Origin of the sequence: Kitasatospora putterlickiae, from assembly GCF_039527695.1 — a bacterium.
GTDB classification, from domain to species: Bacteria; Actinomycetota; Actinomycetes; order Streptomycetales; family Streptomycetaceae; genus Kitasatospora; species Kitasatospora putterlickiae.
Window position 1 is genome coordinate 28,491 of record NZ_BAAAKJ010000042.1, and the last position, 15,731, is coordinate 44,221.

The window sequence follows — 15,731 nt, forward strand, 5'->3', positions numbered from 1 at the left end:
GTCACGTGGGGTCGGGGTCAGTTCTCGGTGACCCGGCGGAGCGCGGCGACGGCCTCCGGGGTCCGCGCGATGGCCGCGCGCTCCAGCACCTTGCTGATGCTGGGTGAGGACTCGCCCGCGGTCAGGCGCTGGACGGGCTGGTCGAGATGGTCGAAGTAGCGGCGCTGGATCTCGTCGGCCAGCCAGCCGCCGTAGGACGTGCCGACGGGGCCCTGTTCGGCGATGAGCACGTTGTTGGTCTTGCGGATGCTCGCGCCGAGGGTGCCCCAGTCCAGGCTGGCCCGGTCCAGCCAGCGCAGGTCGATCACCTCGGCGTCCAGCCCGAGCTGTTCGACGGCCTCCAGGACGTGGCCGGTCATCGCGAGGTACGAGACGACGGTGAGGGCCGAGCCGGTGCGGCGCACCGCGGCCTTCCCCACCGGCAGGCAGTAGTCGAGGTCGTCCACCGGGCCGGTGCCGGTGGAGTTGTACAGGTCCACGTGCTCCAGCACCACCACCGGGTCCTTGCAGGCCAGTGCGGCGTTCATCAGGCCGACGTAGTCGAAGGGGGTGGAGGGGGCGACGATCCGCCAGCCGGGCGCCGTGGCGAAGACGCCGGCCGGGTCCATGGAGTGCTGGGAGCCGTAGCCGGTGCCCATCGCGACCTTGCTGCGCAGCACGAGCGGCACGTCGCCGTCGCCGCCGAACATGTGCCGCGCCTTGCCGATCTGGTTGAAGATCTGGTCGGCCGCGACCCACATGAAGTCCGCGTACATGAACTCGACCACCGGTGTGTAGCGGCCGTCCAGCGCGATGCCGCAGCCGAGTCCGGCGAAGGCGTTCTCGCTGATGGGCGTGCCCAGGCAGCGGTCGGGGTGGGCCTCGGCGAGGCCCTTGGTGGCGCCGTTGGTGCCGCCCTTGAGACGGTGGACGTCCTCGCCCATGACGACGATCGACTCGTCCTGGGCCATCCGGCGGCGCATCACCTCGGAGACGACGTCGATGAACCTGCGCTCGGCGGTGGCGCCGGTGAAGGTGTCCAGGTCGGCCTGGCGTACGCCGTCGAACTCCGCGAGGTCGCCGCGCACGCCCACGTCGCGGAAGGACGGGTCGGGCCACTCGGAGGGCTTGATCCGGCGCTTTCCGGGCTTGCCGTCGGGGTCGGGTTCCAGCAGTTCGTCGCCGATGCCGGCCAGCAGTTCCCCGGCCCGCGCCGTGCACTCCTCGACGGCCGCGGCGTCCAGGATGCCGCGCTCGGTGAGCCGCTCGGCGAGGAGGGTCAGCGGGTCGCGGGCCCGCCACTCCTTCTCCTCCTCCTTGCTGCGGTAGCCGAACGCGCTGCCGGGGAACGGGCCGTTCTGGTGGTAGTAGCGGTAGACGTCGGCCTCCACGATGGTGGGGCCGTGGCCGGCGCGCATGTGGGCGACGGCTTCGCGCATGGCGAGGTGGGTGGCGAGGGGGTCCATGCCGTCCACCTGCCAGGCCGGGATGTTGAAGCCCAGGCCGCGTGCGGAGAGCCGGGGTTCGGCGGTGACCTCGTCCACGTGGGTGGAGACGGCGTACCGGTTGTTCTCGATGAAGAAGCAGAGCGGCAGCTTCCAGGCGGCGGCGAGGTTCATCGTCTCCAGCACGGAGCCGATGTTCACCGCGCCGTCGCCGAAGTAGGCGACCGACACCGCGTCGGTGCCTGCCTGCCGTGCCGACCAGGCGAACCCGGCGGACTGCGGGACGCCGCCGCCGACGATGGCGTTGGTGCCGATCGCCCCGGCCTCGCGCCACTGCAGGTGCATGGATCCGCCCCGGCCCCGGCAGAAGCCGCGGGCCAGCCCGCAGATCTCGGCGAGGCTGCGGGTGAGGACGGTGCGGACGTCGTCGCTCACCGGTACGCGCGGGTCGATGCCGTGCGGGGCGACGTGGCCCAGGGCCTTGGCGAGGAACTGGTGGTGTCCCCGGTGCGAGCCGCCGACGAAGTCCGCGCTGGTCAGCGCGTGCACGGAGCCGACCGCGCCGCCCTCCTGGCCGATGCTGGAGTGGGCCGGGCCGTGGACGAGTCCCTGGGACGCGAGGTCGAGGACGTACTCCTCGAAGGTCCGGATCAGCAGGGTCTGGGCGAACATCGAGGTCAGCAGCGCGGGGTCGGCGTCCCGCCAGTCCTCGCGGGTCGCCGTCAGCTGCGTCCAGGGCGATGCCGCGGCCAGTTCGCGGTGTGTAGGCATATGAACTCCCCTAGGTGTTTCGACCAGCACTGTCGCAGTGAATGGATCCATAGCCAACCCCCCGTTACCGGAGTGTGATCTTCAGGTGGCGTTGAAACCCCTTGACTGCTGAACCTTTGCGGACGAGGGTGATATCCATGTCAGGACAATGGATCCATTCACCGGGGCGGGGCGAGGAAGCGCCGCGACAGGGGCTGCCCGGACTGACCGGCGTCGAGCACATCGGCTTCACCGTCCCCGACCTCGAAGAGGCGACCCGGTTCTTCGTCGAGGTGATCGGCTGCCGGCACGTCTACACGCTCGGACCGTTCCGCTCCGACGGCACGTGGATGACGGAGCACCTGAACGTGCACCCGCGTGCCGTCATGCGCGAACTGCGCTTCTTCCGCTGCGCCGGCGGCCCCAGCTTCGAGATCTTCGAGTACGAGGCCCCCGGCCGGCGCACGGACCAGCCCCGCAACAGCGACATCGGCGGCCACCACCTGGCGTTCTACGTCACCGATCTCGACGCCGCCGTCGCCCATCTGCGCCGCCACGGGGTACGGATCCTCGGCGAGCCGACCGCGAGCGGCGGCCCCAGCGAGGGCCAGCGCTGGGTCTACTTCCTCACCCCCTGGGGGATGCAGCTGGAGCTGGTCTCCTACCCGCACGGCAAGAGGTGCGACGACGGCGCGCCCGTGCCGTTGTGGCAGCCTTCCGACTGAACACCGCCCGCGCACCGGAAAGCGAGCCGTACCCGCCGTGCCCCAGAAACCGACCACCGAACCCAGCGCCTCCGCCGTCGCCAGCCAGCGGGTCGCCGACCACCTGCGGGCCGCCATCCTGAACGGCGAACTGCCGCCCGGGGCGCGGATCATGCAGGAACAGGTCGCCGAACGGCTCGGCGCCAGCCGCCTGCCGGTCCGCGAGGCCCTGAGGATCCTCGCCGCCGAGGGACTGACCGTCGTCAAGTCCAACAGCGGCGCCTGGGTCTCCAAGATGGACATGCGCGAGTGCGAGGGGGTCTACAAGATCAGGGAACGCCTCGAACCGCTCGCGCTGAGCGAGAGCATCCCGCGCCTGACCGCGACCCAGATCGCCGAACTCGCCGACCTCGCCGGGCAGATCGAGGCCACCACCGACGTGGACCGCTTCCTCGTCCTGGACCGCCGCCTGCACCTGCTCACCTACGCCGGCTGCCCCGCCGGCCAGCTCACCGAGATGGTGGACCGCTTCTGGAACACCACGCAGCACTACCGCCGCGCGTTCGCCCGCATCACCGACGCCGCCGGCTGGGAGCTGATCCACGCCGAACACCGCCTGATCATCGAAGCGATCCGGCGCGGCGACCCCGAGGACGCCGAACGCTTCCTCACCGGACACATCCGCCGCACGCGGCTCCAACTGGTACAACACCCCGAACTCTTCCGTGAGGACGAGAATGACACCGCTGAGTGACCCCACCCCCTTCCACGGCAAGACCCTGCTGCTCTCCGGCGCGGGCGGCGGCATCGCCCGCGAGGTCGCCCGCCAGTTCCACGCGGCCGGCGCCCACCTGGTGCTGGGCGACCTGGACCCGGCGGCCCTGGAGGAGTTCGCCGCCTCCCTCCCGACCGGCGGGGGCCGGGTGCTGATCCGGCACCTGGACGCGGCCTCGGCGCAGAGCAACACCGCGTTCGTCGCCGCCGCCGTCGAGGAGTTCGGTTCGGTCGACTTCCTGGTGCCCGCCGCCGGGATCTACCCCGAACAGGCCGTCGCCGACATGACCGACGAGCAGTGGAGGACCGTCGTGTCCGTCAACCTCGACGGGGTCTTCTTCCTCACCCGCGCCGTCCTGCCGCACCTCAACCAGCACGGCGCCATCGTCAACCTCGCCTCCATGGCGGGCCACCGGGGCAGCGTCCGGCACGCCCACTACGCCGCGACCAAGGGCGCCCTGCTCGCCTTCTCCCGGAGCCTCGCCTGGGAACTGGGCGGGCACGCCCGGGTCAACACGGTCTCCCCGGGCATCATCGAGACCCCCATGACCCGCGACTACGTCGCCGCCCGGGGCGAGGACGCGCTCTCCGCCACCCCCATGGGCCGGCTGGGCAGGCCCGAGGAGGTCGCCTCCGTCATCACCTTCCTGTGCTCTCCCGCGGCGAGCTTCATCCACGGCGAGACCATCCAGGTCAACGGCGGCATGCACATGATCTGACCCTCGTCCCGGCGGAACCGGCGCCACCCCCGCCCAGCGCCCCTCCTTCCCCCGGAGGGTGCGGAGTTGGCTCCGCCGGGGGAGGCGGTGTCGACCTCGGGAGGAGGCCGGGCGGGGCGGTCGGCGAGGAGGCTGGAGGCAGCGCCGGAAGGGATCCGGACGCCACCGGAAGGAAACAGGGATGACCGTCACCATGACCAGCACCGCCACCACGCCGGACCGTCGCACCGCCCGCCACCGGCTCGCGCGCAGGGCGGCCGTCGTCGCCCTGGTGGGCACGGGGCTGCTGGCGACCCTGACACCGACCGCCTCCGCGGCCCCGCCCGCCGGGCGGGAACGGCCCGCCACCGACCCGGCCGCACTGGGCCAGGCGCTGCGGGCCGTGGTCGAGCAGGGCGGCTCCTCGGCGGTCCTGGCGGAGGTCCGGCAGGACGGCCGCACGGCGTGGCGGGGGACGGCCGGGGTCGCGGACCTGACGACCGGCGCGCCGGTGCCCGACGGCGCCCGGTTCCGGATCGGCAGCGTCACCAAGACCTTCGCCGCCACCGTGGTGCTCCAGCTCGTGGGCGAGCGCCGGATCGGACTCGACGACCCGGTCGAACGCCACCTCCCCGGGCTCGTCCCCAACGGCGCCGCGATCACCGTGCGCCAACTGCTCAACCACACCAGCGGGATCCACAACTTCACCGACGACCCGCGGTTCGACACCGACGGCGAGGAGGCCCTGCAACGGTGGCTGACCGTCGGCCGCTGGACGACCTACCGGCCGCTGGACGTCGTGCGGATCTCCACCGCCCGCCCGCCGTACGGCAGCCCGGGCACCGGCTGGTGGTACTCCAACACCAACTACGTGCTGCTCGGCCTGATCGTCGAACGGGTCACCGGACGCACCTGGGCGGAGGAGATCGAGCGCCGGATCATCCGGCCGCTGGGCCTGCGCGACACCTCGATGCCCGGCACCTCCACGGTCATCCCCGGACCGCACGCGCACGGCTACGTCGAACGCCCCGGCGGACCGGCCGACGTCACCCTGCAGAACCCGTCGGCCTACGGCCCGGCCGGTGCCGGCATCTCGTCCACCCGGGACCTGACCCGCTTCAACGCGGCGCTGCTCGGCGGCCGGCTGCTGCGGCCGGCGGAACTCGACGCGATGAAGCAGCAGGTCGACACCGGCCAGGGCTTCACCTACGGCCTCGGGCTCAGTCGCCACCCCAGCGCGTGCGGTGAGTTCTGGGGCTTGACCGGCGGCATCGCCGGCTACGGCACGCTGGTGACGGGCAGCGCCGACGGGCGCCGGCAGGTCGTCGTGTCGATCAACCCGTACCACCTGTCCGAGGACACCGGCCGCACCTACCAGGCCCTCGTCGACATGGCGACCTGCGGCAGCCCCCGGGCCGCCGCACCGTCCGAGGGCTGAAACGGCGAGCCCCGGCCCGGAGCCGCGCAACCGGGGTGGCTCGTGCCCAGGTCGGACCGCTTCGAAGCCGTCTCACCGGGACGGAGCGTCACGGGCGGTCAGGGGCGGTAGTTCCTCGTCTGACCAGGGTCGGCGTCGTTCGATGAGCCAGAAGAGATAACCGCGGAGGTAGGTAGCCAGGTCGGCCTCCCAAGCAGCCCAGTGGTGTCCCGCCTCGGTGAATCCGGACTCCTCGTCATCGAACCACTCCCGCAGCGCGTGCCGTTCGGCCCACCACTGGCGGACCGCCTGCGGCGTCCAGTGGTCGTCGCCGCCCCAGGCGTAGCCGCCGGTCGGCTCGGGTGCGGCCGCGCCGTACAGCAGCGTCCGGACCTGCTCAGGGGTGCGGGGCTGCACGAGAACCACCTCCATGAAGGAGGGGCAGTGCCCGACCAGCCCGGCCGCGTACACGGGACCGGTGCCGCCGGTGTCGGTCCAGCCGGTGTAGAAGGGCCCGGGGACGTTGTACCGGTTGCGGTTCTTCCAGGTGGCGACACCGAAGCCGCTCGGGCCGGCGAGCAGACGGGCGGTCGGCAGGGGGTCCCAGTACGCGAGGCCGGCCGTAGGCTCGTCCCCTCCCTCAGGCGGCTCCGGCGGCCGGACGGGCCGCGGTTCGGACCGCAGCAGGTCCGCCGGCCATCTCCACGTCATGGGCGGAGACTACCGCCATGCCGAAGCACCACAGACGGCGGCCACACGGGACTCGGGTCCGCCGGCGCTCCCCACACCGACCCGGCCGTCCGCTCGGGGAGGCCCTCGACGAGTCCCGGCCGACGCTGCTGAAGACCGACATCGAGGGAAGCGAGTACGAGCTGCTCCCCGGTCTCCGCCGACTCCCCTCCCAGATGAGGGCGGTGGCCATCGAGTTGCACCTCTGACCTCTGACCTCTGACCTCTGGCAGGACGCCCGGCGCCGGGATCACGGCCCGGACCTCGTCGCCGCTGTTCGCACCCAGGGCTTCCGGGGCGTCCGTCCGGCCCGCATCGGCGCCGGGGAACCCCTGCTCCTTGGCGGTCTGGGCCCGATGACCGGACCCAGCCGTGCGTCGCCGCCTCAGGAAGTGGACAGATTGCGGCAGACCTCGACCCTGACGTCCCTCATGTCGAGCCCGGTCACTCTTCCCTCCACCGCCACGAATCCCTTGTCCCCGGATCTGATCAGACCGGCCAGATGCGATTTCGGCCTGGCCCCGCCCAGGGCGTCGACGGCCATCGCCGTGCCGAATGCGAGAATTCCGCAGAGGACGAAGCAGGGTGCCTGCTGTGAAGTCTTGGTGACGAAGAGAAAGCCGTGGTCCTGGATCAGCTCGCCGGCCGGGGAGAGCCTCGTCTCGAAGGTCATACCGGCCCAGCGGGCCCGCCTGGCCTCCGGGTACTCGATGCCGAATTCCGGGAAAGCCGCGCCGAGCACACCGGCGGAATACGGATTGATACTCGGCCCGCCGATCGAGAACGTCGGCACCCGGGGGTCCTGGCCCCCCGGAGCCACCAGTTCGATGACCGCCTTGTGGTTCACCTTCCGGAGCAGGTCGATCAGTTGTCCGATGGCCCGCCCCTCGGCCAACGGCAGGAACAGGACGTTCTTCGGGTTGATGTGGGTGTGCTGCTGACCGTCGCTGGCGAAGCTGAACTCGGCCACTTCCACGCTGGAGGTGACGATCTGGACCCGGTTGTACGGCGCGAGCAGCCTCCGCAGGAAGCCGTAGCGCAGCAGCAACTGCGCACGGGGTATAAATCTCGCCGCGAGAAAGCCAATCACAGCAGGAACGGATCCGATCAGAGCCTGCAGAAGTATCTCCACGCCACCCCCGGGAAGGACTCAAACACGCACTGCGCGCCGCAGGATAGCTTCCCCGCGGCTCGGCTGGCGATACCCTCGGTGCGGCATCGCGGACAACTTCACCAAAGTGAATCCCGACAGGAAGATCGCAGCAGATCGCGGCAGAAGGAGGCGGAGATTTGACCATTCCACGACAAGGCCGGAAGGTTGCCCTGGTCACCGGGGCGAACACGGGAATCGGCCGCACGGTGGTCCTCGGCGTCGCGGCTGCCGGGTGGCAGGTCGTCGCCCACTGGTTCGAAGCACCCGCGGAGGCCACGAGCCTCCAACGGGAGATCGGCGACGACTGCCGCCTCGTCCACGCGGACCTGCGCGAGGAATCCGGCCTGCAGGCCGTCTACGCCGTCGTCGACGAACTCGACGGGCCGCTCGACCTGGTCGTCAACAACGCCGGCTTCACCGGCTGGACCCCGGACGTGCTCGCCGTCGACACCGCCGAGTGGGACTCCGTCTTCGGCGTCAACGTCCGTGCCACCTTCTTCAGTTGCGTCGAGGCCTACCGGCGGATGAAGGACCACCGGCGCGGCAGCATCGTCAACATCTCCAGCAACACCGCCGCCCTCGCCATCCCCCAACTCGCCGCCTACGGCACCAGCAAGGCCGCCGTCAACGCGCTCACCCGCCAACTCGCCGTGGAATTCGCCCCGCACGGCGTCCGGGTCAACGCCGTCGCCCCCGGGCCCACCGTCGTCGAACGCACCCTGCGGGACGACCCGGACTACGCGACGACCTGGGGCGGCATGGTCCCGCTCGGCCGCGCCGCCGACCCCGATGACGTCCTCGGCCCCCTGCTCTTCCTCGCCTCCGACGCCGCCCGCTACGTCACCGGCCACGTCCTCTACGCCGACGGCGGCTGGAGCCAGGCCGGCACCACCCCACCCCCCGAACACCTCCGCCCCGGCACCACCCCCGACCGGTCCGCCCACCCGGCCGAGCCCTGACCACCTGCCGATGGGGCGACCGGTTCCGCCCCGGGGCCGCGTCAGAGGCGCGTCACTGACTCCGGGCCGCCAGGGAGACGTGGGGGCGTCGAGGGTGCCGGACCGGAACTGCCGGCGGCCACGCCCGCTTGTTGAGATCCCGTTGCCTGGGCTGTGACCAGCCAGCCGTCACCGACCAGGTCGGCAAGGTCCACCGGCACAGTGATTCGCACGCCGCGGTCTTGTCACGCGCCGCCCAACCGCCGGGCGGCCCCACCGGGCACCAGGTCAGCCGTAAGACCCTGTTCGCCGACCTTGCCAACCTCACTGAACGCAACACCCGGCTGGCCCGGCACATCACCCTGCTCGAACGATGACCGCCCGAAGCCCTCGGGCAGGAATTCTGACGCGCCTCCGGGCCGGGCGAACCCAGCGACATCGATGCCCTCCAACAGAAACCGGCCCAACTCGGACAGCGAGTCGCCGACCCTCAAGGACCGGCTCACCGAGCGCGATGAGGATCTGGAAGCCGCGCGCGAGCCATCGATCGGGAGGTGATGACCCATCTCAACAGCAGCTCTCGCCGCAATGCCATCACGGCGCGAACGGCTGACGGGTGGGAATGACAGCGGCACCTCATCGTCGCTCAGGGCTGCCAGCGCGGGGCCTCATCATCGGGCGTGTCCGGGCTGGCGAAGTGGAAGGGAACTGCGAGGTGGGCGGCAAGCGCGAGGCCAGCCCGCTCGGCGGCCACCGCGACGGGGTGGCGCGGGCGGCAATCCTCGCCCTCACCGAGGTATCGCTTGGCCGTCGACCCGTAAACGGTGGCCATCTGAGCCTCCCCCGAGGGGTCGGCGGTGATGGCCAGCAGCCTCACGAACCAGTCGTGGACGGTGTCACCGTCCCAGATGGCCTCAATCGCCACGACGCGACCGGCGCACCCAGCCGCCCGACAGGCCAGCGACTCCAGGTCGAGGGGGCTCTCCGGCTCGCGAGCAATCCGGTCCCCGTAATGGAGGTAGCGGTCATTGGCGATCAGCTGGGCGGTGCCGACCCCTATGTCGTGGGGAACAAAGCCGACGGCAACGATGACATTCACCGCTCCGAGGAGGGAGTCCTGAAGGATGTACGCGTCGATTTCGTCGCGGATCCCGGCCGGAAGACTCTCCCACCACTCGGTCCTGGCTGCCTTGTTCATGCCCACGGAGATCCCCCGACCCGTCGTTTTGGAGGCCCCCGAACGGAGCCTCGCGTCACTCTACGTCGACGTCAGACCGGTACTGCCCACGACAGCCGTCGCGCAGCGATCCGCCCGGTGACAGCGGTTCTGATCAGGGACGAACCGGCTGACCGACAACTCGATCCGCAACCAACCAGACAGAAGCGACGTGGGCCAGGCCTGCGGTCCAGCCCGTCGCGGGCTCGCCCCGGCAGCCACTTCCCAGCCGTCGGGGCACCCTTGTTCACCGCCGGATGGTCGCTCTGGCCAAGGACGTGGTCCGCCACGGTGTGGCCGACCGCCGGCACCGCCCAGATCGAGCCGAGCGTCGCCAACGTCGCGACCTGCTCGACGCTCGTCATCGTGCACCCGCCGGAAGGCCGTCGGGAGAGCGCTCGGTAGCGTCCGGGAGCGATCCCGCCGTCAGTCGTGCGGGCAGCCACGAAGGGAAGTGCTCATGCCGTTCGGTGACTTCGACGCAATGGCAGCGATAGCTGCTGTCCACCGGTGACCTCGTCCAGGGCGGCGACGGTTCCGTCTCGGACGACGAGGCCGGACGCCGCTACGGCCGATATGTCGCGCTTGCGGACATGGCCGATGGCACCGAGGGCCCCGCGCAGTTCACGCCCTTGCCGGCACACGGATCGGCTGCTTCGACACCGCGCCCGCGCGGCAACGCTGGACCGTGGCGTTCGACAGCCTGTGCGGCCCCCTGCCGGTCGGCGAGGTCCTCATCGCCAGCGCACCGACGAAGGACTACGCGTCCGCCGATCTGTACGCGCTCATGCGCTGAGCCCATCCACGCCTTGCGATGAGGTGGCTGCGCGGCAAGGGTGGCGGGCCATGGTCCCCGTGTGCAGCCGGTGGGTTCTCGTAGTGGCATGCTGCCTGGCATGACCGGCACTCCCGATACCGATGTCCAGGGCGGGACGTGGTCGTTCGCGACCGCGCGCGAGCCGGCCGAGTTTCCTGCGGCCGGCGTCGAAGGCGCGCCCGGTGTCGAGCACGCCGGTGGCAACGGCCGTACTCTCTGCGGGATCCGCGGCCGCTACCTGACGGTCTTCCTGCATCGCTTCCAGCCGCAGGCTCTGGCCTCGTGCCGCAAGTGCCGGGCACTGGCCGAGGCGGCGCCGTCCCGGCCCTGCGGATAGGAACGCTTGCACGACCTGCTCCTCCAGGAAGCTGACGACGGGCCGTTGCGCAGGGACCTGCTCGCCGCACTGCGCCGGGGCGCGCGGATCGTGATCTGGATCACCGGCCCGGCGAAGGACCTCACCCGCTTCCACTCAAGGACCGACCGGATGACGCAGGGCGCCGGCCCGGCCGCCGAGGCGCTCGCGACGGCCGTTGCCTCCATCACGCTGGCCCGCGTCGAGGACACCGGCCGGCAGTTCCTCGTCGTTCTTCCGCCCGGCGGCCCCGCCCGCATCGCGTGCGGGGCGCTGGACGCGCCCGCCGGGGCATAACCCGCTCCTTCTCCGGCCGCAGCGATTCCCCGCAATACCGCTCCGTCGCCCGCCTTGCCGGACACGCCGAGTGCCGCAGGGCCGGCACGTTCAGGCCTCCTGGAGGGCGGGGAAGCCAGGTGCGGGTGGCGGCTATGCGGGGGCGCCTCCTGGGGCGTGCCGGCTGAACGGTCCGCACCGCGCACCGGAAGACATGCGGACCGCTCCCGCCCTGCTCCACCAACATGGCGTTGCGGCCCGCCGCCCGATGCTCGGCGCCCACGCCACGAGGCCCGGGCACGGGCGGTGGTAGCGTGCTGTGATGGGACTGTTCGGGCCGTCGTGGACGGCGTTGAGGGCAGCGGCGGAAGGGCTTGCGGCCGAGGACTTCGCCCGGCCCTCAGGGTGTGCGGGCTGGCTGGTCCGTGACCTGGTGTGTCATTTGGTGATCGACGCCCAGGACGTGCTGATCACCCTGGCGACCCCCTCGACGGCGGAGCCGACCAGGGACGCGGCGTCGTACTGGCGGGTGGCCGACAGCCCGCCGGACGGTGAGGACCCGCTGGACGCCCTCACCGTCCGGCTGGCCGCCGCGTACGGGGACCCGGCGCTGCTGCGCTTCCACCTGGACGACGTCGGCTCCGCGGCGGGCCGTGCCGCAGAACTCGCCGCTCCGGGGCAGCGGGTGGCCACCCAGGGACAGGTGCTCACAACGGGCGACTACCTGGACGCCTACGTGCTGGAGTGGACGCTGCACCACCTGGACCTGGTCGCCCACCTACCGCACGTGCCGCGCCCGCCCGCCGAGGGGCTCGCCGCAGCGCGGCGACTGCTGGAGCGCGTCGCCGCAGCCCCGTTCCCCGCCTCGTTCTCGGACGCCGACGCGCTGCTCGTAGGCACCGGCCGCCGCGCCGCGACGCCTGCCGAGCGCTCGGTGCTGGCGGCGCTCGGCACGCTCGGGCCGAAGCTGCCGCTGGTCCTAGGCTGAGCCTGGACGGTCAGCAGGGCAGGCCGGCGGTTGGGGGAGGTGTCCGGGCGCTGCGGGGTCGGCGGGCGTTGACCGGTCCCGCGCCCTGCCGTCAGGCAGCCTCCTGAATGCGGGCACCGACCGGTTGCGGTGCCGCCCGCCGCAGGCGGCGAACCGCTGAACCGCCAGCCCCGACCGGCCCTGGCGATCCCCGACGAGGCAGACGAGACGGTCCTTCCGTGCGCCCTGCCACGCCCATCCGAGCGGCGAACGCGAGGACCGGCCGGCACCCGCTCTCCCACAACGCCCTGGTCATGGTCGCAAGGGAGAACGCCACGCACCGTATGGCTCCCCGCACCCGGCCTCGCACCGCGAGCGGGTTCGCCGATGCCCTGGCACCGGAGTGTCCTGGTCCGCGCGGCGGACTCGGTCAGTGCTGGATCAGGCCGCCGACGGGGACAGGACCGACATGGCCGGTTTCCGGACGTGTCCGTGCCAGGGCGAGGCCGATGTCGACCAGCGACGACCGGCGCAGACCGGCAACGCGGGGGATCGGGGTCCAGAGCGACTCGGCGATCGCGCCGTTCGGCTCGGGCCGGAGCCGGCCGCCCACGATCCGCACCTGGTAGAAGACGCCGATGTTCTGGTGCTCGGGTCCGCCGGGGACGGCCCGTTCGGCCGCGGGGATCACCCGTGAATCCACACCCAGAAGACGCTCGACCACCGCGTCACAGCCGGTCTCCTCGGCCACCTCCCGGATCACGGCGTCGAACGGATCCTCACCATGCTCGACCCTGCCGCCCGGAAGAGTCCAGGTGGACTCGCCACTGGGCGAAACATGACGGGCGATCAGCACCCGCTCCTCGTCAATGCACACGGCGTACGCCGCCAACCGGAAACTCATCCCCGCACCTTCCCATGGACCCTGTCCCCATCCCAAGGTGGAGCATGGTCGGGGTGCTGCCGGGCGGCGAGCGCAAGACGCGCCCGGACAGGGGGGCAGGCCGCGAAGGCGAACTGCTCTCTACCACGCTGCGCGCCAACGACCCCGCCCGCCCCAACCGGGTGCGGGCCGCCCCGGCCACCGTTCGGGCTGGAGTTGAGGGACGACGGCGGGCTACCGCCGGGACCTGCCTACTCGGCGGTGGTGTTCGGCGGCCTGGCCGTGGAGCTCGGCGCTCCGGTGGCGGGTATGTCGGGGCGCAACACGGGGCTGACCAGAACCTATGCGGCTCTGCCGGAGCCGGCCTGGGCGTGTCGCACCGGACCGCGCCGGATCCCCGACCTCGACTCCTTCCCGCCGCCCGCCGCCCGCCGCCCGCCGCCCGCCGCCCGCCGCCCGTGCCGCCGTCCAGGGGTGCCCGGGCTGCGCCGCCCGCCGCCTGTGCTCTGTTGCTGGTCGTGGTCAGGTGAAGAGGTCGGGGCGGGGACAGGGTTCGAGGGGAAGACGGGCGCGGTCCGCCCATTGCCACCAGACGTGGCCCAGAGCGCAGCCCCAGACGGCGCGGCACGTGCGTTCGCCGTCGTCGTCCCGTTTGAAGAGGGCCATGGCGAGCCCGGTGAGAGGCTGGTCGCACGTGGGGCAGGCCGGCGCGTTCTGGTCGGAAGGCACGCCAGGCACACTACCGGCCACACTCGGTCCACCCCGCCGCTGCGCCCAGCCCGGCCGTCCGCCCGTCGTGCTCGCGCCTGCCCCGGAGGCCGCCGTCCTGGGCCACTCCGGCCGTCCCTGCCTTGAGCTGTCCGGCTGTCACGGGCCCGTCCTGGCCCGGTGCCGGGCTGCCGTCCGGGCCGGAGCCCTTTTCGGCTGGGCGTGGCCCGTTGGGGGCCGGGGCTGTTGCGCCCTGGCCGGCTCGGCCCGGTGCGGGGCCCGGCTGCTGTGCCCGGTAGTCGCCTGGCCGGGTTCGCTCGCTTCCGTTGGCGTCGGCCGGGTCGGGACGCCTGGTGGGGGAGGTGGGTCAGCGGCCGGCGAGATGTCGGGCGGTGAGTTTGACGTTCTGGAGCTGGGCGGTGGTCAGACGTCGGGCTTCCCAGATGACCATCGCCAGGTCCGCGGCCCGGGAGTGGAGCGGCGGCAGGTCGTCGGGCAGGCGGACCCCGCCGAGCGCCGCCAGGTCGGGGGCGGGGATTCCGAGCACGCCGGCGAAGGCGGCTACCAGTTCGGGGGTTGCTTCGACGGTGCCTCGGCCGATTCCGCCGATGGTGGACGCGGCCAGGTATATCCGTCCGTCGGTGACCGCGTAAAGGACCTTGGCCGTGCATGGCCAGGTGAGGTTCCGGTTGTGTGAGTGGTCCAGGAGCACCGCGCCGAAGCCCGGCTCGTACCGGTGGTAGGGCCAGCTGACCCCGCCACGCCCCTCGCGCCGCACCGGGGGCTGCGCCCGGATCGCGTCCAGCAGCGGTCGCCGCTTCTCGGCGGGCATGACCATCGTGTTGTAGACGACGGCGCTGATCGACCAGTTCGGGTTGCGGGTGGTCGGCGTCAGGTCGTCGGGCACCGGCTATCCGGCGAGGACGAACAGGTCGGCGGCGTGCAGGCCGAGTGAACTCTCCCTCCTGCTGCCGCTGTTTCCGCACGCCCGCCGCCATGCCGAGGCGCGGCGCCAGGTCGCCGCCCGCCGCGCGAAGGGCCTCCCATGGGCTCAGATCGCCCCCGCCCTGGCCTACCTGCCCATCGGCGAGGCCCAGCCGGAGCTGCGGGCCGCTCTGTCCCGCCCGGACGCCGGTGATCGGTCCGCGGCCTGGACGGCCCTGTTCGCCAACGCGGCCGCCTCCAACGACCGGGCCGCCGTCCAGGACGCGCTCGGCCTGCTGCCACGGCTGCGCAACGAGCAGGACCCGGTGCGCCGCGCGGCGCTGACCGCGCTCGTCCACGTCCCCGCCCGGCTACTGACCCGGGTGGCGGTACCCTCCCTCGACGCCGCCGTTCAGGACGCGGTCGACGCCCGTGACTGCTCGTACGCCACCCGCGCCGCCTTGCAGCGGCTGGTCGCCGAGGTGCTGCGCGAGCACGCGGTCGCGGGCGGAGCCGAGTTGATCGAGTGGGCGCTGCGGAGCCTGCGGCGGATCGCCGGGCAGACCGGCACGGTCGAACTCGGCCGACTGGAGCACCGGTTGCGGCGGGGCCAGGAACACGCCGTGTTCGCGACCCTGCGACCGTGGCTGGACACCATGGCCGACACGGCACAGTACTGGCTGCTGTTCACCCTGGCCCGTTCGCTCGGCCGCCGGGCCCACGGCGTCCCCCAGCTGCAGGAACTCCTCCTGCACGCCCTCCAGTTCGGGTCGGACGGCGCGTTCACCACGGCCGCCGCCCTGTGGCTGGACAACCCGCGCAACCGCGCGGCCCGGGTCGCCGAGATCCTCGAACTCGATCCCTCCGCCGCCGTCCTGCCGCCGGTACGGGACGTGCTGGCCGAGCAGCGCACCGACCTGCTCGATCCGCTGCTCGCTCCCGCGCCGCCGTACGGGCGGTTCCTCAAACGGCCGCAGCGCGCGCCCCTGCCGCCGACC

15 protein-coding genes and 1 pseudogene are annotated in these 15,731 nt (G+C 72.1%); 10 read left to right on the plus strand and 6 right to left on the minus strand.

Going from position 1 to position 15,731, the window contains the following annotated elements:
* Positions 1–17: 17 nt before the first annotated feature.
* A complete protein-coding gene (locus ABD308_RS04995; protein WP_344326558.1) occupies positions 18–2,195 on the minus strand; it encodes an alpha-ketoacid dehydrogenase subunit alpha/beta in 2,178 nt (725 codons plus the stop codon).
* Between the two features lie 137 nt (positions 2,196–2,332).
* Between ABD308_RS04995 and ABD308_RS05000 the strand changes: the two genes are divergently transcribed.
* The 4 genes from ABD308_RS05000 (at position 2,333) to ABD308_RS05015 (ending at position 5,788) form a co-directional block, all read left to right on the plus strand.
* The gene (locus ABD308_RS05000) at positions 2,333–2,899 is read left to right on the plus strand and encodes a VOC family protein (RefSeq protein WP_344326569.1); all 567 of its coding nucleotides are present in this window, start codon (positions 2,333–2,335) and stop codon (positions 2,897–2,899) included.
* Positions 2,900–2,936: 37 nt separating this feature from the next.
* Complete coding sequence (locus ABD308_RS05005; RefSeq protein ID WP_344326582.1) at positions 2,937–3,632, plus strand: GntR family transcriptional regulator; 696 nt, start codon at positions 2,937–2,939, stop codon at positions 3,630–3,632.
* On the plus strand, positions 3,616–4,371 hold the full coding sequence (locus tag ABD308_RS05010; RefSeq protein ID WP_344326593.1) for an SDR family NAD(P)-dependent oxidoreductase: 756 nt from the start codon (positions 3,616–3,618) through the stop codon (positions 4,369–4,371). Before ABD308_RS05005 ends, ABD308_RS05010 begins: the two co-directional genes overlap by 17 nt.
* Before the next feature lie 181 nt (positions 4,372–4,552).
* Positions 4,553–5,788, plus strand: coding sequence for a serine hydrolase domain-containing protein (locus ABD308_RS05015; RefSeq protein WP_344326605.1), 1,236 nt, complete (start codon positions 4,553–4,555; stop codon positions 5,786–5,788).
* A gap of 72 nt (positions 5,789–5,860) precedes the next feature.
* On the opposite strand, the gene ABD308_RS05020 is transcribed toward ABD308_RS05015, so the two are convergent.
* Both ABD308_RS05020 and ABD308_RS05025 read right to left on the minus strand, forming a co-directional pair.
* Positions 5,861–6,478 (minus strand): ferredoxin, encoded by a 618-nt coding sequence (locus tag ABD308_RS05020; protein ID WP_344326616.1) that lies wholly within the window; start codon positions 6,476–6,478, stop codon positions 5,861–5,863.
* A gap of 403 nt (positions 6,479–6,881) precedes the next feature.
* Complete coding sequence (locus tag ABD308_RS05025; RefSeq protein ID WP_344326628.1) at positions 6,882–7,544, minus strand: hypothetical protein; 663 nt, start codon at positions 7,542–7,544, stop codon at positions 6,882–6,884.
* A gap of 242 nt (positions 7,545–7,786) precedes the next feature.
* On the opposite strand from ABD308_RS05025, the gene ABD308_RS05030 reads away from it, so the two are divergent.
* The gene (locus ABD308_RS05030; RefSeq protein WP_344326638.1) at positions 7,787–8,608 is read left to right on the plus strand and encodes an SDR family NAD(P)-dependent oxidoreductase; all 822 of its coding nucleotides are present in this window, start codon (positions 7,787–7,789) and stop codon (positions 8,606–8,608) included.
* A gap of 221 nt (positions 8,609–8,829) precedes the next feature.
* Positions 8,830–8,964 carry a hypothetical protein gene (locus ABD308_RS05035; protein ID WP_344326651.1) on the plus strand — a complete coding sequence of 45 codons (135 nt, stop codon included), beginning with the start codon at positions 8,830–8,832 and terminating at the stop codon, positions 8,962–8,964.
* Between the two features lie 269 nt (positions 8,965–9,233).
* On the opposite strand, the gene ABD308_RS05040 is transcribed toward ABD308_RS05035, so the two are convergent.
* On the minus strand, positions 9,234–9,785 hold the full coding sequence (locus ABD308_RS05040; RefSeq protein WP_344326662.1) for a hypothetical protein: 552 nt from the start codon (positions 9,783–9,785) through the stop codon (positions 9,234–9,236).
* A gap of 914 nt (positions 9,786–10,699) precedes the next feature.
* On the opposite strand from ABD308_RS05040, the gene ABD308_RS05045 reads away from it, so the two are divergent.
* The 3 genes from ABD308_RS05045 (at position 10,700) to ABD308_RS05055 (ending at position 12,239) form a co-directional block, all read left to right on the plus strand.
* The gene (locus ABD308_RS05045; RefSeq protein WP_344326673.1) at positions 10,700–10,957 is read left to right on the plus strand and encodes a hypothetical protein; all 258 of its coding nucleotides are present in this window, start codon (positions 10,700–10,702) and stop codon (positions 10,955–10,957) included.
* A gap of 6 nt (positions 10,958–10,963) precedes the next feature.
* Positions 10,964–11,272, plus strand: a complete 309-nt coding sequence (locus ABD308_RS05050) for a hypothetical protein (protein ID WP_344326684.1) — start codon at positions 10,964–10,966, stop codon at positions 11,270–11,272.
* Positions 11,273–11,573: 301 nt separating this feature from the next.
* The gene (locus ABD308_RS05055) at positions 11,574–12,239 is read left to right on the plus strand and encodes a maleylpyruvate isomerase N-terminal domain-containing protein (protein ID WP_344326696.1); all 666 of its coding nucleotides are present in this window, start codon (positions 11,574–11,576) and stop codon (positions 12,237–12,239) included.
* Between the two features lie 409 nt (positions 12,240–12,648).
* On the opposite strand, the gene ABD308_RS05060 is transcribed toward ABD308_RS05055, so the two are convergent.
* The gene (locus ABD308_RS05060; protein ID WP_344326706.1) at positions 12,649–13,122 is read right to left on the minus strand and encodes an NUDIX hydrolase; all 474 of its coding nucleotides are present in this window, start codon (positions 13,120–13,122) and stop codon (positions 12,649–12,651) included.
* Between the two features lie 1,054 nt (positions 13,123–14,176).
* A complete protein-coding gene (locus tag ABD308_RS05065) occupies positions 14,177–14,716 on the minus strand; it encodes a hypothetical protein (protein ID WP_344326709.1) in 540 nt (179 codons plus the stop codon).
* Here ABD308_RS05065 and ABD308_RS05070 point away from each other — a divergent pair.
* A pseudogene (locus ABD308_RS05070) lies at positions 14,691–15,731 on the plus strand (hypothetical protein); the annotation flags it as partial. The gene ABD308_RS05065 and the pseudogene ABD308_RS05070 sit on opposite strands and share 26 nt — an antisense overlap.